Here is a 2,669-nt window from a genome sequence, read left to right as displayed (position 1 = left end):
CCAGGAAGCCCGGCGCCTTGTCGAGGACACTTGCGGGCCGGGCGCCCCCGTCGGCGACCGAGGCGCGATAGCCAAGCGTCGCGACCGTGGCCGCAAGGGCCTTGGAACTCACTCCCGCATCGGCAGCAACGTCCGCACGGGCCTTCGGATAGGAGACGGCGACCGAGCGCACGCCCGGAACGCGCTCCAGCGCCTCCTTCACGTGCGTGGCGCACGAGTCGCAGGTCATTCCATCAATGCGCAGGGCGATCGCGGCGGTCACGGGTACAGGCTCCTCAGCGCTTGACGGTGGACGGGTAGCCCGCGCCGGCCGTCGCATTGGTCAGGGCGGCGACCGTGGTCTTGGTATCGTCGTAGGTGACGACGGCCTGGCGCTTTTCGAAGCTCACGTCGATTCGCTCGACGCCGGCGACTTTGGCGAGCGCCGTCTTGACGGTGATCGGACAAGCCGCGCAGGTCATGCCGGGCACCACTAAAGTGACCGCCTTTTTCGCGGCCCAGGCCGGCGTGCTGAGCGCACCCAGCAGGGCGATTAGAGAGATGAGTTTCTTCACGGGGATTTCCTTTCAGTAGAACATGGGCAGGACATAGGGGAACGCCAGCGCGACAAAGACGAGCGCCGCGACGACCCAGAAGATGACCTTATAGGTGGTCCTGACCTCGGCCACGGCGCAGACCTCGCCGGGCTCGCAGGCGCGGGCCGGGCGGAAGATGTGGCGGTAGGCGAAGACCATGGCGACCAGCGCGGCGCCGATGAACAGCGGGCGGTACGGTTCCAGCGCGGTCAGATTGCCGATCCAGGCGCCGCTGAAGCCGAGGGCGACCAGAATGAGCGGGCCGAGGCAACAGGTCGAGGCCAGGATGGCGGCCAGGCCTCCGAGCGCCAACGCGCCGCGGCTGTCTTTCGATTCCGACAAAAGGAGTCTCCTTCCAATCAACCCCGCCATGACGCTAGCGAACAGCCGCTTGGCGGGGCGGAGCGGGCGCGTTGCACGGCGGCGCGGCAAGATCCCAGATCGCGACGACGACCATCAAGGTCAGTCCCGGATAGAGGAGCCACTCCGTCGGCCAACCGCGGGTCGCCATGAGCAAAGCCGCCGCAAGCACCAGGACCGGCCCGATGACGCTCAACGCCATTCGCGCCCACTGGCGATGGCGGAGCCCACCGACCGTATTGGCGATGATGGCGATCACAGCGAACAGCGGCAGGAGGTAATGGATGAAGACGCCTTCGTACTGGCTCAGAAAACCCAGACCCAGCGCGGCGCCGAGACTCGCGAGAGCGGGGAAGCAAGCCGCGCACCCCATGGCGGTGATGATCGAGCCGATGACGCCCGCCTTGTCGGCAGCGCGTATGAGAGGATTCTGGATGGGCATTGGATGGCCTCGGCGACTTCGATGGGACCCTCTGAGCGATGCTGCGGTCATGACCGCAGCTTGCCCAAGAGGGCTGAGGCTCGTTAAATACGATCTGTAGCGACTACAGAGTCAAGCCCCGAATTGAAAGGCGTAGAGCAGCATGGCGGACACCGCGATTCAGATAGGTGAACTCTCCCGACGCACGGGCTGTAACATCGAGACGATCCGCTACTACGAGCGGATCGGCCTGATGCCTCCGCCACCGCGGCGAGGCCGCTATCGCTGTTACGGTGGCGGGGATGTCGACCGGCTCGGATTCGTGCGCCGCGCCCGGGAACTCGGCTTCACGCTCGATGAGGTGCGGGCGTTGCTTGGCCTGGCGGCCGGCGGAAACGCCACCTGCGCAGAGGTGCGCGACTTGGCCGCTGTTCACCTGAAGGACGTCCGAACGCGGATCGCCGATCTTAAACGGATGGAGCGCGTCTTGGCTGAGTCGGTGCGGGCCTGCGAGGCCGGACAGGATCCTGGCTGTCCGCTGATCCAGACCCTCTACGCACGCGATCGCTCGACCGAAGGGATGCCGAACCGCTCGACTCAACTCCCGAACGCTTGAAAGCTGCCCGATGCGAGCGCGACGCCATCACGGTATCAGCGCGGATTAAGCGCGGCGCGATGAACAGCGAACACTTCCGCCCCACTCAGTCCGTTTATGACGAAGGGAGCGACACAATCCGTTGTTCCGCAGGCGAAACACTCCGACCATCGGGCAAGCACACGCGTAATCGAGCGATCCGTTACAGAACGGGGGCGTGCAAGACGTGCGCTATAAAATCGCAATGCACTCCAGGCGCACCGCGCACGATCCACCGCCTGTTCGATCAGGCGGCGCTCGATCGGATGGAAGCCCGTATATAGCCGATCCAGATCTAATGAGGATCAGGCGCTGCACCGTTGAGCATCCGTTTGGCACAATCAAACGAATGTCGGGTGGCGGCAGGTTCCTAACACGGAAGTTGAGAGCGGTGAAAGCGGAAGCGGCCCTGTCGATCCTGGCATTCAACCTCCTCCACGCCATGAATGCCTTCGGGCATTGGAAAATGACCGGGGTCGCCTGATCCGTTCGGCCCCTCGGTCCGGATCTTCGGCGGGGGTCACTGCGAGTTTCAGCACAGCCTGCCCCGCAACGCCCCCAACTGCGCGCGGATTTCAGTGGTGCGCACACTGGCGGCCGCAGCCGCCGCCAGAGGTCGCGCTTCCTGTCTGGACCGCGCATGCGCTCTTGGCTCGGGCCGGAGGGCACGGCGGCGCGG

Annotated in this window: 6 protein-coding genes; 2 read left to right on the top strand and 4 right to left on the bottom strand. The window is 65.2% G+C overall.

The features are described from left to right. The 4 genes from NW75_RS21475 to merC all read right to left on the bottom strand — a co-directional run. Positions 1-262 (bottom strand): cation transporter (locus NW75_RS21475; protein WP_033967417.1); only part of this gene is annotated, 262 nt, incomplete at its 3' end. A gap of 13 nt (positions 263-275) precedes the next feature. After that, positions 276-554, bottom strand: a complete 279-nt coding sequence (gene merP / locus NW75_RS21470; RefSeq protein ID WP_033967416.1) for a mercury resistance system periplasmic binding protein MerP — start codon at positions 552-554, stop codon at positions 276-278. 12 nt (positions 555-566) lie between these two features. Beyond that, positions 567-917 (bottom strand): mercuric ion transporter MerT, encoded by a 351-nt coding sequence (gene merT, locus NW75_RS21465; protein ID WP_033967415.1) that lies wholly within the window; start codon positions 915-917, stop codon positions 567-569. Between the two features lie 34 nt (positions 918-951). Next, complete coding sequence (gene merC, locus NW75_RS21460; protein ID WP_033967414.1) at positions 952-1,377, bottom strand: organomercurial transporter MerC; 426 nt, start codon at positions 1,375-1,377, stop codon at positions 952-954. A gap of 142 nt (positions 1,378-1,519) precedes the next feature. Between merC and NW75_RS21455 the strand changes: the two genes are divergently transcribed. Continuing rightward, a complete protein-coding gene (locus NW75_RS21455; RefSeq protein ID WP_052192570.1) occupies positions 1,520-1,972 on the top strand; it encodes a MerR family transcriptional regulator in 453 nt (150 codons plus the stop codon). Positions 1,973-2,195: 223 nt separating this feature from the next. Beyond that, positions 2,196-2,474 (top strand): transposase, encoded by a 279-nt coding sequence (locus tag NW75_RS28455; RefSeq protein WP_426288258.1) that lies wholly within the window; start codon positions 2,196-2,198, stop codon positions 2,472-2,474. The last annotated feature ends 195 nt before the right edge of the window (positions 2,475-2,669 follow it).

Source organism: Sphingomonas sp. Ant H11, assembly GCF_000797515.1.
Classification (GTDB): Bacteria; Pseudomonadota; Alphaproteobacteria; order Sphingomonadales; family Sphingomonadaceae; genus Sphingomonas.
The sequence above is the reverse complement of the archived record's forward strand: the minus strand, read 5'-3'. Positions and strand labels throughout refer to the sequence as shown.

What these genes read in the sequence shown, in the direction of transcription:
- merC (WP_033967414.1), bottom strand. Translation starts at nt 1,377, where the DNA reads ATGCCCATCCAGAATCCTCTCATACGCGCTGCCGACAAGGCGGGCGTC.
- NW75_RS21455 (WP_052192570.1), top strand. Translation starts at nt 1,520, where the DNA reads ATGGCGGACACCGCGATTCAGATAGGTGAACTCTCCCGACGCACGGGC.
- NW75_RS28455 (WP_426288258.1), top strand. Translation starts at nt 2,196, where the DNA reads ATGCACTCCAGGCGCACCGCGCACGATCCACCGCCTGTTCGATCAGGC.